At 55.8% G+C, this 12,840-nt stretch carries 13 protein-coding genes and 1 tRNA gene; 9 read left to right on the top strand and 5 right to left on the bottom strand.

The genetic code is table 11. The features are described from left to right. Positions 1-498: 498 nt before the first annotated feature. Positions 499-1,287 (top strand): nucleotidyltransferase domain-containing protein, encoded by a 789-nt coding sequence (locus tag V6L81_RS12965; RefSeq protein ID WP_095025675.1) that lies wholly within the window; start codon positions 499-501, stop codon positions 1,285-1,287. A 39-nt stretch (positions 1,288-1,326) separates the two neighbouring features. On the opposite strand, the gene V6L81_RS12960 is transcribed toward V6L81_RS12965, so the two are convergent. Then, positions 1,327-1,827: an AAA family ATPase gene (locus V6L81_RS12960; RefSeq protein ID WP_095025676.1), complete on the bottom strand. Its 501-nt coding sequence runs from the start codon at positions 1,825-1,827 to the stop codon at positions 1,327-1,329. Between the two features lie 72 nt (positions 1,828-1,899). Next, the gene (locus tag V6L81_RS12955) at positions 1,900-2,454 is read right to left on the bottom strand and encodes a nucleotidyltransferase family protein (protein WP_095025677.1); all 555 of its coding nucleotides are present in this window, start codon (positions 2,452-2,454) and stop codon (positions 1,900-1,902) included. Positions 2,455-2,620: 166 nt separating this feature from the next. Here V6L81_RS12955 and V6L81_RS12950 point away from each other — a divergent pair, with 166 nt between their 5' ends. Continuing rightward, the gene (locus V6L81_RS12950) at positions 2,621-2,896 is read left to right on the top strand and encodes an integrase (RefSeq protein ID WP_141228830.1); all 276 of its coding nucleotides are present in this window, start codon (positions 2,621-2,623) and stop codon (positions 2,894-2,896) included. A gap of 109 nt (positions 2,897-3,005) precedes the next feature. Here the strand turns inward: V6L81_RS12950 and V6L81_RS12945 are convergent, their stop codons facing one another. The 3 genes from V6L81_RS12945 to V6L81_RS12935 form a co-directional block, all read right to left on the bottom strand. Further along, positions 3,006-4,301 (bottom strand): anti-phage deoxyguanosine triphosphatase, encoded by a 1,296-nt coding sequence (locus tag V6L81_RS12945; protein WP_338659996.1) that lies wholly within the window; start codon positions 4,299-4,301, stop codon positions 3,006-3,008. 407 nt (positions 4,302-4,708) lie between these two features. After that, a tRNA-Cys gene (locus V6L81_RS12940) sits at positions 4,709-4,782 on the bottom strand. Positions 4,783-4,976: 194 nt separating this feature from the next. Then, positions 4,977-5,540 carry an XRE family transcriptional regulator gene (locus tag V6L81_RS12935; RefSeq protein WP_338659995.1) on the bottom strand — a complete coding sequence of 188 codons (564 nt, stop codon included), beginning with the start codon at positions 5,538-5,540 and terminating at the stop codon, positions 4,977-4,979. An 87-nt stretch (positions 5,541-5,627) separates the two neighbouring features. Here V6L81_RS12935 and V6L81_RS12930 point away from each other — a divergent pair, with 87 nt between their 5' ends. From V6L81_RS12930 to V6L81_RS12900, 7 genes are all read left to right on the top strand, one after another. Continuing rightward, on the top strand, positions 5,628-6,563 hold the full coding sequence (locus V6L81_RS12930) for a DMT family transporter (protein ID WP_240881347.1): 936 nt from the start codon (positions 5,628-5,630) through the stop codon (positions 6,561-6,563). A gap of 180 nt (positions 6,564-6,743) precedes the next feature. Then, positions 6,744-9,686 carry a monovalent cation/H+ antiporter subunit A gene (locus tag V6L81_RS12925; RefSeq protein WP_095019769.1) on the top strand — a complete coding sequence of 981 codons (2,943 nt, stop codon included), beginning with the start codon at positions 6,744-6,746 and terminating at the stop codon, positions 9,684-9,686. Next, positions 9,686-10,030 (top strand): Na+/H+ antiporter subunit C, encoded by a 345-nt coding sequence (locus tag V6L81_RS12920; protein ID WP_003446102.1) that lies wholly within the window; start codon positions 9,686-9,688, stop codon positions 10,028-10,030. Before V6L81_RS12925 ends, V6L81_RS12920 begins: the two co-directional genes overlap by 1 nt. Then, entirely contained in the window at positions 10,027-11,712 is a 1,686-nt protein-coding gene (locus V6L81_RS12915; RefSeq protein WP_095000589.1) for a monovalent cation/H+ antiporter subunit D, read from the top strand. Before V6L81_RS12920 ends, V6L81_RS12915 begins: the two co-directional genes overlap by 4 nt. Then, positions 11,709-12,197 (top strand): Na+/H+ antiporter subunit E, encoded by a 489-nt coding sequence (locus V6L81_RS12910; RefSeq protein ID WP_095000590.1) that lies wholly within the window; start codon positions 11,709-11,711, stop codon positions 12,195-12,197. The genes V6L81_RS12915 and V6L81_RS12910 overlap by 4 nt, the downstream gene beginning before the upstream one ends. After that, entirely contained in the window at positions 12,194-12,472 is a 279-nt protein-coding gene (locus tag V6L81_RS12905) for a K+/H+ antiporter subunit F (RefSeq protein ID WP_048358261.1), read from the top strand. Before V6L81_RS12910 ends, V6L81_RS12905 begins: the two co-directional genes overlap by 4 nt. Further along, positions 12,469-12,822: a Na+/H+ antiporter subunit G gene (locus V6L81_RS12900; protein WP_095000591.1), complete on the top strand. Its 354-nt coding sequence runs from the start codon at positions 12,469-12,471 to the stop codon at positions 12,820-12,822. The genes V6L81_RS12905 and V6L81_RS12900 overlap by 4 nt, the downstream gene beginning before the upstream one ends. The last annotated feature ends 18 nt before the right edge of the window (positions 12,823-12,840 follow it).

The following is a 12,840-nucleotide window of genomic DNA, read 5'->3' as shown; positions in this document are numbered from 1 at the left end:
ACCTAGCCTTCAACAACTTGCATCCCCAACAATTACCACGCTGACTTCATCGAGCTGACCACAAGCCGCAGGATTTAGGTCATTCCCCAGGTTGCGCAAGCGATCCGAAAAATTGCGGAAGTGATCCGCCAAATCGCAGGCATAAAAAAACCCCGTAGACCAAGATCTACGGGGCTTTCGAAGGTGGAGGCCGAAGCCGGAATCGAACCGGCGTGGGCGGATTTGCATTCCACGGTAAATATTGTTTATTTTCATATAGTTACGATCGTTACGGAACCACACTTGAGTTTGTATCGACAGGCTGAAATAACTAATTTTGAGCCATCCGGATTTTGGATGCGGAACCGTTTTAGAGCGTCCATGTAGTACTTTTTTTCGATTCTCAATATGAAACATACATTAACGAAGTAACTAACCAGCCTGGAACGCCCCCCCCCTAGACAGTCTGATTTCTGCGCAGTAGCGTCTAAGTCAAATATCACTTAATTGGGTCAGGTAATGGTTTCTGCAGCAGTTAGGGAGGAAGTCCGACAGCGCCTTCGCCGTGCGGAGGAAGAGCATGAGGTAAAAGTGCTTTTGGCCGTTGAGTCAGGAAGCCGGGCCTGGGGGTTCGCGTCTCCCAATAGCGACTACGACGCACGGCTCATCTACGTCAATAAACCTGACTGGTATCTTTCTGTTGGCCTTGAAGAGCAACGTGACGTCATTGAGTACCCGATCATTGACGAGATGGATATCAATGGCTGGGATCTGCGCAAAGCCCTGAGGCTTTTCTGGAAGTCCAACCCCGGGTTTGTTGAGTGGGTGCAGTCGACAATCGTGTACGAACGCTCCGGATCATTCCACGAACGTGCTAAGGCGTTATTACCCGAGGTTTACTCGGTCGAGAGCGGTATTTACCACTACCGCAGCATGGCCAAGACCAATTACAGGGGGTACTTGCAAGGCCCACAAGTACCACTAAAAAAGTACTTCTACGTGCTTCGCCCGTTGTTATCAGTCCGCTGGCTTGAAGAATTTGGCAAGCCCGCCCCTATCGAGTTTGAAAAACTGCGCGTTGTGATCGACCGGGAGCTAGCGCTCCAGCAGGCCATAGACGACTTGCTTATGCTCAAACGAGCATCACCAGAAATGGGGCTATCCCCCCAGATTGCACCGATCCAACAATTCGTTGAGCGTGAACTGCAGCGGCTCGAAAGCATCAAACCACAACGTGGAGACCGCAAAGAAGTAGAACCGTTACTTTCAGACCTGTTTCGTTCAGTGCTGAAAGACACGTGGGGATGAGCGTCAAAATACTGAACCACCCTCAACACGTGTCACCGCTCAGCCAGAAAGTTTCCCTCTGATTAACGCCACTGCCTGATCTGCCGGCATGTTTGCAGTATCCACAGTAAAAGGCACGCAGTCCCACACTTCGTATTCATGACTCAGGACAGATTGCCAAGTTGGGGGAGTCAGTCCTGGGACACCGACCTGCCTGGTTTCCACACGACGACGGTGCTCATCCTGGTCCGAGCAAATCACCTGAATATCCATTAATGGGACACCTGCCCTACTGGCAATCTCGCGCCATGCTTCCCGGCTTTCGGCAACGGGATTGACGCAATCCACTATGACCGTTTGCCCCAGCCCAAGATTGCTTAGCGCCAGTTCATTCGCGACAAAATAACCGCTGCGACCGACTTCATCTCTCAAGACTCCCGCATTACGAATTGCCTGCTCAATATTGTCGATACGCAGATAGACAGCCCCCAACTTGGCCGCCAATGCGCGAGCAATAGTTGTTTTTCCGGTGCCCGGCAGGCCGCTAAAAACAATGAGCATCAGTTTCCCCTATCGAGATAGATCAACCATCGTTTTAGTCAACGTGTACAGGCTCTGGCCCTATCCGCTGGACTAAACGATCCGCAGCCACGGCCAGCGCGACTGATAGCTTGTGGTCTTTTGATGGAACAAGTCAGGCTGGATATTTTTGGTGTTGGGCCGCAGATACCCCAGTGCGACATCATCCAACCCATAAGGCGTATACACCTCACCCGTACCAGGGTCCAGGCCAATGCAGGTACCCGCAACTAGATACCGGTCAATTCCGTCCCTGGCCGACTCAAGCTGAGGATAAGCCCTAGCAAAGCGTTCACCGTACCAGAGATGGACACGAGCCTGATTCTTGATATCAACCTTTGCGCCCAGATCCTGGAAAAGCTGCTGGGTACGGAGAATAACGTCGTTCTCGGCCTCCCAGGACAGATCCGTGTCGAAGTAAAAAATGTCGTAGTCCTTTACGCCTGATTCCGGTGGCAGACTCGAGTGGTGATTCCAGACGGCCTGAAATAGACAGCCTGCTGTCAGCATGCATTGGCTCAGCCCAAGCGAAGGCAACCGCTCTGCAATCTGCGCGTTAATCGGATTGGTCATCGCTATCGTGACCAAGCGTTCAGGAGTCAATTTCACTTTTAGTCCTCAGATTTCAATACGGCACGCTGCCCCTGCTGTAGATGTCTATGGTGTAGGGGGCAGTCCAACCAAGCTGAGTATATTTATAGACAACCTGATGGAGCGCCGGATGCTGAGCGGAATTCGGAACTCCCGACTAATCACAAATTCCGGAGGGTTATGCATGAGTTCACAAATGTTGCGCAACCGCTGGGTTGAGGCTCATTTAAAAGGCGCTAAACAAGCCGTTCGTGATGACAATCATGAAGTGGCAGCGAGTAGTCGACAACTCCAATTTAGGGATATTCGGCCTAAAGCCGCCAGTGAGATTGGGCTAGAATATGCTAGCCGACTGCCGGGACACCCGAAGGAGGAATCACAAGAAAAGTTTATCATCGGCTTGGGAAAATTGTTAGACCAACAGAATAACTTAAACATAGCTACGCTTTTATTTTTGTGAGGCTCTGATAAGCCTCACAAAAAACACACCCATTAGCTAAGTGTCGATTACAGGCTAATACATGTATCGTAAACCATGGCTTTAAAACCCCTTAAAACCCTCGCCCATATTATAATCTATCGAATATGGACCCTGACGACGGGGTAAATATCTTATGATACAGCCTCGTTGCATAATCATCAGTCGTGCCCGCCAAATAGTCACAAATTACGCGCATATCCGAGTTAGATTCTTTATAGAGATTTCTATATTTTAGTGGCAAGAGGCGATAGGGATTATTAGCTATCGCATCAAACAAAGCAATAATCATTTGCTGACCTTTGTACTCTAAGGTCTGAACTTCTGGTGTTTTAATCACATTTTTAAGTACGAAGCCCTGAAGCAAATTTAAACTTTCTCTTGCTTCACAATTCATCGAAGCCACAAGATCATATACGTCACTGGAGAACTCGCCAGCTTTAGATACAGTAGATGCAGTTATAAAATGATGCACCAACTCCCCAATTGCTTTCTTCCGACGTCTATTCTCCCCAGAAAACAAATTAACCGTAAGCTCATCAATTTTATCCTCTAAACTATATACACCAGGAGAGTTCTTCAGTGGCTCTACGACCTCTGACTGCCACAAGGTTATTCCAACTAGCCCAAGAGCAATGGCATCCTCAAGATCATGCACTCCATAAGCTATATCATCTGCAATTTCCATGATACTACAATCAAAAGACTTACGCTGAGTCTTCCAATGCTTCACTCCATCCTGGTTTTTCGCTGTGAATTTTTTTCGCTCATCTGAATCAAGACCTTTTAGAATCCAGTTCGCTGCTGGCAGATCAGAGTCATAAATACACTTAGGAGGCTTGTAGCTATCAATATTTTTACTCCCTGCACCACTATATATTTCAGTATTCACGACAGAGCTATAAACAGCAGGGTATTTTACAATCCCCAGCATTGATCTTCTGGTCAAATTCAAACCAGACTGACCGGAGTACTCACCTAGCGTCGTGCATATTCTAAGAGTTTGAGCGTTACCTTCAAAACCACCATTGTCTTTCATTGAAAAATTTAATGCCACTTCCCCGCCATGACCAAAAGGAGGATGACCTATGTCATGAGCTAGACCTATAGCCTCAATTAAGTCTTTCTCAGGCAATGACTCTATAATACCACTATCATCCTTATATTTTTCGATCAGAAACTCCACTAACCCACTGCCCAGTTGCGCAACTTCCAGTGAGTGGGTTAGACGAGTTCGATAAAAATCACTTTCACCAAGCCCCAAAACTTGGGTTTTACCTTGAAGCCTTCGAAAAAATGCAGAGTGAATTACACGCGCACGGTCACGTGCATACTGATCCCTAGCAAAGTTATCATTGCCAACATTTTCGAATCGTTCTTCCCACATAAGCCACCGGTTAATATTTGGACTAAAGTAGTATGGTAGTCTGAGTAAAATAGAGCATATCAACAACTAAACACCCACACCTAGAGGCGCAATTGATAATGGCTAATGGCCACAAATGCAACAATTAATTATGATCAATCTGCTTTTTTGCTAAAAAAACGAGCTTCACCTCGGGTGAGGTCCGCAGCTAGAACCGCAGGATGTCAACTATCTAACTCTAATTAAATGCACGCCAGATGCATAAAGTTCATATTTACCGCTCACAATTAAAAGATGCACGCAATGGTAGAAGACCGTTAGCCTCGAACCCCAAATGCGGAACAGCTGCCAAAAATGCGGAACACATCTCCCCTTTTTTCCAGGCATAAAAAAACCCCGTAGACCAAGGTCTACGGGGCTTTCGAATGTGGAGGCCGAAGCCGGAATCGAACCGGCGTGGGCGGATTTGCAATCCGCTGCATAACCATTTTGCTATTCGGCCAATTGTGCTTGATGATTCCTTGGAAACATCAAAAACAAGAGTTTGTTACTGCGACTATATCACTACAAGCATTTGATTCTTCAGCACTTCAGGTTGTTGCCCCCGGGCTGATGGCGCGCATTATGTACTAGAAGCTGGAAGCTGGCAACCCCCTGAATTCTAATAATTTTTAGTTATTTTTCAGCCCCCCGTTTTCAGATCACGACGTTGCGTACAAAGCGCAGTAGTCCGTCGCCTTCGTTGCGGTAGGCATGGGGGCGGTTACTGGCGTACATATGGAACTCGCCCGCCGCTATATGCAGCGTCCGGTCGTCCATCACCAGGGTCAGGCAACCCTCAAATACGTAGAGCTGTTCGCTCCAGCCCTCGGCATCCGCCTGGGAGTGGTACTCCTCACCCGGCTCCAGGGTCCATTCCCACAGTTCTACTTCCCGTGTGGCGCTGGCCTTGGACAGTAGAACTGCCTTGCTGCCCACCCGCGTGCCCGTCCAGGCCACTTCGTTGATGCGGCTCGGGTCCGCGGAACCCGGGGCCTGGATCAGGTCGCTAAAGGCTACGTTCAACGCCTCCGCCACACGGTCAAGGGTGCTCAGGCTGACGTTCTTTTCGCCTGCCTCGATCGCCACCAGCATTCGCCGGCTTACCCCGGACTGTTCTGACAATGCGCTCTGGCTCAGGTGCGCAAGCAGCCTGAGACGTCGTACGTTCTGGCTGACGTGCTGGAGAACGGATACGCGTTGTGAATTTTCTTTGGGCACTATATTGCTCACCTTGTGGGGCTGCGCAGTATACTGCCCAGCTTTGGCGCATTGTGCGTCTCCATTCCCGTCACACGCAAGGTTGCAATGTCATTGAAACTACCCGGGTTGCTGTCATTGACGTCCCGCTTCAGTAAAGCGGAGTGTGTGCTGATCCTGATCACCATGGTCTGGGGCATCACCTTTCTATTGGTACAACATGCCTTGACGGCAAGTGGGCCGATGTTTTTTGTCGGCCTGCGTTTTGCGGCCGCGGCGGCCATGGTCGCGCTGTTTTCTCTGCGCAGTTTGCGTGGCATCACGCTGTTCGAGCTCAAGGCCGGGATGTTTATCGGGGTGTCGATCATGCTCGGCTACGGTTTGCAGACCATCGGCCTGCAAACCATTCCAAGCAGCCAGTCGGCCTTTATTACCGCGCTGTATGTGCCGTTCGTGCCCCTGCTGCAATGGCTGGTGCTGGGGCGCAGGCCCGGGTTGATGCCGAGCCTGGGGATCATGCTGGCCTTTACCGGGCTGATGCTGCTGTCCGGCCCCGGCGGCGCATCGCTGGATTTCAGCCCGGGGGAGATCGCCACGTTGATCAGTGCCATTGCCATAGCGGCGGAGATTATTCTGATCAGTGCTTATGCAGGCAAGGTGGATGTGCGCCGCGTCACGGTGGTGCAGCTCAGTACTGCGTCCATTCTGGCCTTTTTGATGATTATTCCAACACAAGAGGCCATTCCTGACTTTTCATGGCTATTGTTAGCCAGTGCTGTCGGCCTGGGTGGCGCCAGTGCGGTGATTCAGGTGGCCATGAACTGGGCACAGAAAAGCGTTTCACCCACCCGCGCCACCCTGATTTATGCCGGCGAGCCGGTCTGGGCAGGCATTGCCGGGCGCCTGGCGGGCGAGCGTTTGCCAGGCATAGCCTTGCTGGGTGCCGTATTGATTGTTGCAGCGGTGATCGTCAGTGAGTTAAAAACCAAGGGTAAAAAGCCCGAAGCGCTTGAGGACAAGCAAGGCGATCAAGCCTGCGATTAAAGCTGCAAGCCTGAAAGACGGTACGATTTTTTTTACTTACAAGCGCTTATATAGGGGTAGAGCTGTAGGAAACCAGACAGGTTATCGACAGTCTTTGTAGGATTCAGCCACAGGTTTGCTGTTGGTGATCTGCAGCCCGCCCCGTATGATCGCTTACAAACTCCTGCAGATTAGAAGCCTATGTCCCTGATAGTTCTACTGCTTCTGCCCTTTATCGGCAGCTGTCTGGCGGCTGTTTTGCCGCATAACGCACGCAACAGTGAATCACTGTTGGCCGGTCTGATTGCTTTGATCGGTACTGTACAAGTAGCCCTGCTCTATCCACAGATTGCCCACGGTGGGGTTATCCGTGAAGAGTTCATGTGGCTGCCCAGCCTCGGCCTGAATTTCGTTCTGCGCCTGGACGGGTTCGCCTGGCTGTTCTCGATTCTGGTGCTTGGCATCGGCACGCTGGTGTCGCTGTACGCCCGTTATTACATGTCACCCGAGGACCCGGTCCCGCGCTTTTTTGCGTTTTTCCTGGCGTTTATGGGGGCCATGCTGGGCCTGGTGTTGTCGGGTAACCTGATCCAGATCGTGTTTTTCTGGGAGCTCACCAGCCTCTTTTCATTTTTGCTGATTGGTTATTGGCACCACCGCTCGGATGCCCGCCGCGGCGCCTATATGGCGCTGATGGTGACAGGTGCTGGGGGGTTGTGTCTGCTGGCGGGGGTCATGCTGCTCGGCCATGTCGTCGGCAGCTATGATCTGGATGCCGTGCTGGCTGCGGGCGACAAGATCCGCGCCCACAGCCTGTATCCGATCCTGCTGCCGCTTATCCTGATCGGCGCCCTAAGCAAGAGCGCGCAGTTCCCGTTCCATTTCTGGTTGCCCCACGCCATGGCGGCGCCAACCCCCGTATCGGCCTATCTGCACTCGGCAACCATGGTCAAGGCCGGGGTCTTTCTGCTTGCGCGCCTGTGGCCTTCGCTGTCGGGCAGCGAAGAGTGGTTCTGGATTGTCAGTGGCGCCGGTGCCTGCACCCTGGTGCTGGGCGCCTATTGCGCGATGTTTCAAAATGACCTCAAAGGCCTGCTGGCCTACTCCACCATCAGCCATCTGGGCCTGATTACCCTGCTGTTGGGCCTGAACAGCCCGCTGGCAGCGGTGGCTGCGGTGTTCCATATCCTCAACCACGCCACGTTCAAGGCGTCGCTGTTTATGGCGGCGGGGATTATCGACCATGAGACCGGCACACGGGATATCCGCAAGCTCAGCGGCCTGTTCAAGCTCATGCCTTACACCGCGACCCTGGCCATGGTGGCCAGTGCCTCGATGGCCGGGGTGCCGTTGCTGAACGGGTTTCTGTCCAAAGAGATGTTCTTTGCCGAAACCGTGTTTATCAATTCCACGGCCTGGGTAGAAATCGCCCTGCCGGTCATTGCGACGATCGCCGGTACCTTCAGCGTGGCTTATGCCCTGCGCTTTACGGTGGATGTGTTCTTCGGCCCACCCGCGACCAACTTGCCCCATACACCCCACGAGCCACCGCGCTGGATGCGTGCCCCGGTTGAACTGCTGGTGCTTACCTGCCTGACCGTGGGCATTTTCCCGGCGCAAACCGTCGGCCCGCTGCTTGCTGCAGCGGCTCAACCCGTGGTGGGGGGTGAGTTGCCCGAGTACAGCCTGGCCATCTGGCACGGCCTGAATGCCCCCATGATCATGAGCCTGATCGCCATGTCCGGCGGTATCGTGCTGTATGTGCTGTTGCGCAAGCAGCTTAAGCTCGACCGCTTCCCGCTGCCGCCGCTGATCCAGTATTTCAATGGCAAACGCTTTTTCGAGCGCAGCCTGGTGGTGATCATGCGCGGCGCGCGGCGCCTGGAACGCCGCATCAGCACCCAGCGCCTGCAAACCCAGCTGTTTTTGTTGATTCTGGTCGCCGTGATCGCCGGGCTGATCCCGATGTTGTACAGCGGGCTGGGCTGGGGCGACCGCCCGAAAATACCGGGCTCGATCGTGTTTATCACCCTGTGGCTGATTGCGATTGCCTGCGCCCTGGGCGCCGCCTGGCAAGCCAAGTACCACCGTCTAGCAGCCCTGACCATGGTCAGCGTATGCGGCCTGATGACCTGCGTGACGTTCGTATGGTTTTCGGCGCCTGATCTGGCGTTGACCCAACTGGTGGTTGAAGTGGTGACCACGGTGTTGATCCTGCTGGGCCTGCGCTGGCTGCCGCGACGGATCGAAGAGGTTTCACCGCTGCCGGGCACGTTGCGCAAGGCCCAGGTCCGTCGCTTGCGCGACTTGCTCCTGTCCACCGCGGTCGGTGGCGGCATGGCGTTGCTGTCCTACGCGATGCTGACCCGTCAGACACCCAACGATATCTCCTCGTTCTACCTCAGCCGCGCCCTGCCTGAAGGCGGCGGCAGCAATGTGGTGAATGTGATGCTGGTGGACTTCCGCGGCTTCGATACCCTGGGCGAGATCACCGTACTGGCCGCCGTGGCGCTGACCGTGTTTGCCCTGCTGCGCCGCTTCCGCCCGTCCAAAGAGAGCATGCAGTTGCCTGCCCAGCAGCGCTTGCTGGCCAAGGACGTGATGACCGACCTGGTCAACCCGCGCAGCGCCAGTGACACCGCCCTGGGCTTTATGATGGTGCCGGCGGTGCTGGTGCGCCTGTTGCTGCCGATCGCCTTTGTGGTGTCGATGTACCTGTTCATGCGCGGTCACAACCAGCCCGGCGGTGGCTTTGTCGCCGGCCTGGTGATGAGTGTGGCGTTTATCCTGCAGTACATGGTTGCCGGCACGCAGTGGGTGGAGGCGCAAATGAGCCTGCGACCGCTGCGCTGGATGGGTACCGGGCTGCTGTGCGCAACCCTGACCGGGCTGGGCTCGATCCCCCTGGGCTATCCGTTCCTGACCACCCACACCGCTCACTTCAGCCTGCCGCTGTTGGGCGATATTCATGTGGCCAGCGCCCTGTTCTTCGATATTGGCGTGTATGCGGTGGTGGTCGGTGCAACGCTGCTGATCCTGACGGCACTGGCTCACCAGTCGGTGCGCGCCCATCGCCCGAGCAATCAGCTTGCCCCGCTGCCTGCCCTGCAACCGCCTCTTGCATCCAAAGAAGGAGCCGCCTGATGGAAGAAGTCATCGCCATCGCTATCGGAGTATTGGCCGCATCGGGCACCTGGCTGGTTCTGCGTCCGCGAACCTTTCAGGTGGTCATGGGCCTGTGCCTGCTGTCTTACGGGGTTAACCTGTTTATCTTCAGCATGGGCAGCCTGTTTATCGGCAAGGAGCCGGTGATCAAGGACGGCGTGCCCCAGGACTTGCTCAATTACACCGACCCGCTGCCCCAGGCACTGGTACTCACTGCCATCGTCATCAGTTTTGCCATGACCGCGCTGTTTCTGGTGGTCTTGCTGGCCTCTCGGGGCCTGACCGGTACCGACCACGTTGATGGCCGGGAGCCAAAAGAATGAATGTAATGCCGCACCTGATTGTCGCGCCCATTCTGCTGCCACTGCTGACCGCTGCCTGCATGCTGTTGCTGGGGGAAAAACACCGCCCGCTCAAGGCGCGGATCAACCTGGTCTCGACCCTGCTCGGCCTGGGTATTTCGGTGATGCTGTTGCTGTGGACTCGCGAGCAGGCGATTCCGGCTTCGATTGGCGTGTACCTGCCGAGCAACTGGCAAGTGCCGTTCGGGATTGCCCTGGTGGTCGATCACCTGAGCGCCTTGATGCTGGTGCTGACCGGCATTATCGCCAGTTGCGCCCTGCTGTTCGCCATGGCCCGCTGGGATCGCGCCGGGGCCAGTTTCCACGCGTTGTTCCAGATCCAGCTGATGGGCCTGTACGGCGCCTTCCTGACCGCCGACCTGTTCAACCTGTTCGTGTTTTTCGAAGTGCTGCTGGCCGCCTCCTACGGCTTGATGCTGCATGGTTCGGGCAAGGCGCGGGTGTCGGCGGGGCTGCATTACATCTCGATCAACCTGCTGGCTTCATCGCTGTTCCTGATCGGTGCGGCGTTGATCTACGGGGTGACCGGCACCTTGAACATGGCCGATCTGGCGCTGAAGATCCCTTTGGTGCCCGAGGCCGATCGCGGCTTGCTGCATGCAGGCACGGCCATTCTGGCGGTGGCCTTTCTGGCCAAGGCCGGCATGTGGCCGCTTAACTTCTGGCTGGTACCGGCGTACTCGTCGGCCAGTGCGCCGGTGGCGGCGCTGTTTGCGATCATGACCAAGGTCGGTATCTACACCGTGCTGCGCCTGTGGACCCTGCTGTTTTCCGGGCAAGCCGGGGCTTCGGCGTACTTTGCCGGTGACTGGCTGATCTACGGCGGCATGGCCACCATTGTTTGCGCCGCCATCGCCATCCTCGCCGCCCAGCGCCTGGAGCGCATGGCCAGCCTGAGTATTCTGGTGTCTGCCGGGATCCTGTTGTCAGCCGTGGGTTTCGCCCAGCCCAACCTGACCAGCGCCGCGCTGTTCTATCTGGTCAGTTCCACCCTGGCCCTGAGTGCGCTGTTCCTGCTGGCCGAGCTGATTGAACGCTCGCGCTCTTCTGCCGACCTGGTGCTTGAGGATGATGTCGAGGTCACGCCCAGCCTCAGCGAGCCCACGGCCCCGCCCCGGGGCAGCAACCTGGACGACGAACAGAAAGTGGTGGTCGGGCTGGTCATCCCGTGGACGATGGCCTTTCTGGGCCTGAGCTTTATCGCCTGCGCGCTGTTGATCATCGGCATGCCGCCGCTGTCGGGCTTTATCGGCAAACTCGGCCTGCTCAATGCCCTGCTCAATCCGCTGGGGCTGGGCAATGCCACCGATGCGCCAATCTCAACCGCGGCCTGGAGCCTGCTGGCCTTGTTGATTCTTTCCGGGCTGGCCTCGTTGATCGGCTTTTCACGTATGGGCATCCAGCGTTTCTGGACCCCCCTTGAGCGCCCGTCGCCGATCCTGCGCCGCATTGAATGCCTGCCCATCGTGCTGCTGCTGGGGCTGTGTGTGGTGCTGACGTTCAAGGCCGAGCCGGTCCTGCGTTATACCCAGGCCGCTGCCGACACCCTGAACAACCCCGAGCGTTATGTCATGGCCGTGATCGCCACCCGCCCTGTACCAAGCCCGCAGGCCAAGGCGGCACTACAGGAGGTGCAACCATGAGGCGCCTGTTCCCTGCTCCCTGGCTGTCCCTGGCACTGTGGGCACTGTGGCTGTTGCTCAACCTGTCCCTGAGTGCCGGCAATCTGCTGCTGGGCGCTGCGCTGGCCATTCTGGCGCCGGTGATGTTTGCGCCGCTGCGCCCGCTGCCGGTGCGCATTCGCCGTCCCGGGGTGATTATCAAGCTGTTCTTTTTGGTAGGTCGCGATGTGGTGGCCTCCAATATTGCCGTGGCCTGGGGTGTACTGCGCGCCGGCAAAAATCCGCCCCGTTCGCGGTTTATCAAAATCCCCCTGGACCTGCGCGATGCCAACGGTCTTGCCGCCCTGTCGATGATCACCACCGTGGTGCCCGGCACCATCTGGTCGGAACTGGCGCTGGACCGCAGCGTGCTGTTGCTGCACGTGTTCGACCTGGATGACGAGGCGTCGTTTATCGAGCACTTCAAAACCGCCTACGAGCGCCCATTGATGGAGATTTTTGAATGAGTGCCCTGCTCACCAATGCCATCCTGCTCAGCCTGTTTATTTTCAGCCTGGCAATGGTCTTGACCGTGATCCGCCTGTTCAAGGGCCCCTCGGCCCAGGACCGGGTTCTGGCGCTGGACTACCTGTATATCCTGGCCATGTTGATGATGCTGGTGCTGGGTATCAGATACGCCAGTGACACCTACTTTGAAGGCGCACTGCTGATTGCCCTGTTTGGCTTTGTCGGCTCGTTTGCGCTGGCCAAATTCCTGCTGCGTGGCGAGGTGATCGAATGAGTCTCTGGATCGAAATATCGGTGGCCGTGCTGCTGGTGCTCAGCAGCCTGTTTGCCTTGTGCGGCGCTATCGGGTTGTTGCGCCTCAAGGATTTTTTTCAGCGCATGCACCCGCCGGCACTGGCTTCAACCCTTGGCGCTTGGGGCGTGGCGCTGGCGTCGATCCTGTACTTCTCGGCGCTCAAGTCGACGCCGGTGCTGCACGCCTGGCTGATGCCGATCCTGCTGTCGATCACCGTGCCGGTGACCACCTTGCTGCTGGCCCGCACATCGCTGTTCCGCAAGCGCATGGCGGGTGAGGATGTACCGGCAGAAGTCAGCAGCGGCGGGCGTAGCGAAAACGCTAACTGAACCTGTGGGAGCGGGCTT

This window comes from Pseudomonas bubulae (assembly GCF_037023725.1).
GTDB classification, from domain to species: domain Bacteria; phylum Pseudomonadota; class Gammaproteobacteria; order Pseudomonadales; family Pseudomonadaceae; genus Aquipseudomonas; species Aquipseudomonas bubulae.
Note: the sequence above shows the minus strand (reverse complement) of the source record. Positions and strands in the feature narration are given on the sequence as shown.

What these genes read in the sequence shown, in the direction of transcription:
- V6L81_RS12965 (WP_095025675.1), top strand. Translation starts at nt 499, where the DNA reads ATGGTTTCTGCAGCAGTTAGGGAGGAAGTCCGACAGCGCCTTCGCCGT.
- V6L81_RS12960 (WP_095025676.1), bottom strand. Translation starts at nt 1,827, where the DNA reads ATGCTCATTGTTTTTAGCGGCCTGCCGGGCACCGGAAAAACAACTATT.
- V6L81_RS12950 (WP_141228830.1), top strand. Translation starts at nt 2,621, where the DNA reads ATGAGTTCACAAATGTTGCGCAACCGCTGGGTTGAGGCTCATTTAAAA.
- V6L81_RS12945 (WP_338659996.1), bottom strand. Translation starts at nt 4,301, where the DNA reads ATGTGGGAAGAACGATTCGAAAATGTTGGCAATGATAACTTTGCTAGG.
- V6L81_RS12930 (WP_240881347.1), top strand. Translation starts at nt 5,628, where the DNA reads ATGTCATTGAAACTACCCGGGTTGCTGTCATTGACGTCCCGCTTCAGT.
- V6L81_RS12925 (WP_095019769.1), top strand. Translation starts at nt 6,744, where the DNA reads ATGTCCCTGATAGTTCTACTGCTTCTGCCCTTTATCGGCAGCTGTCTG.
- V6L81_RS12920 (WP_003446102.1), top strand. Translation starts at nt 9,686, where the DNA reads ATGGAAGAAGTCATCGCCATCGCTATCGGAGTATTGGCCGCATCGGGC.
- V6L81_RS12915 (WP_095000589.1), top strand. Translation starts at nt 10,027, where the DNA reads ATGAATGTAATGCCGCACCTGATTGTCGCGCCCATTCTGCTGCCACTG.
- V6L81_RS12910 (WP_095000590.1), top strand. Translation starts at nt 11,709, where the DNA reads ATGAGGCGCCTGTTCCCTGCTCCCTGGCTGTCCCTGGCACTGTGGGCA.
- V6L81_RS12905 (WP_048358261.1), top strand. Translation starts at nt 12,194, where the DNA reads ATGAGTGCCCTGCTCACCAATGCCATCCTGCTCAGCCTGTTTATTTTC.
- V6L81_RS12900 (WP_095000591.1), top strand. Translation starts at nt 12,469, where the DNA reads ATGAGTCTCTGGATCGAAATATCGGTGGCCGTGCTGCTGGTGCTCAGC.